Source organism: Bacillus sp. FG16 (genome assembly GCF_057809515.1).
The window spans coordinates 1-521 of sequence record NZ_JBMDKC010000313.1 but is presented as its reverse complement, the minus strand read 5'-3'; the positions used below and the strand labels follow the sequence as shown (position 1 = coordinate 521).

Below are 521 nucleotides of genomic sequence, written 5' to 3'. Positions count from 1 at the left end.
GCAAGAGACAAACCAACTTTATTTCGCTCTATTGCTTGCATCGATTTAAAAGTATTTTTCACAATGCTTTCAAATGGATCAATGACATTTCGGCTCGAACCTTCTATACGCTTAACTGGATTGGTTAAATCTACAAATCCTTTTCCGCCTCCGAATCCTTCCCCCACCCCCTCTTCATCAAAGTAACGGTTAAATGGCATGTAGTTTGGATGCTTTTCCCGCATGGCAGCTACTGCATCCTTCGATAACATATTTCCTTCCACCAACATATCTAACAAGGAATCGTTATACGCTTTGATTTTTTGATGCGCATCACGAACTTCAGGTGTATCAAATTTCGTAATCGTTTTTTCAATTTCTTCCGGAGTGAACCCTGTTTTAATACCTTGCTTCTCCAAATCCTGTGCATGAATGGCAGTCACATAATCCCGAATATCCGCCATATCAACCTTGGAATCTCCAAAAATCGTACGGAACTCTTCCACCTTCATTTGCGCCTTTTTCGGTGTTCCTGCCGCAAG

The 521-nt window shown here is 41.5% G+C and carries 1 pseudogene; it reads right to left on the bottom strand.

The annotated features are described in order from the left end of the window. Positions 1 to 521 (bottom strand): annotated as a pseudogene (locus ACODS7_RS32490) (LPD38 domain-containing protein); the annotation flags it as partial.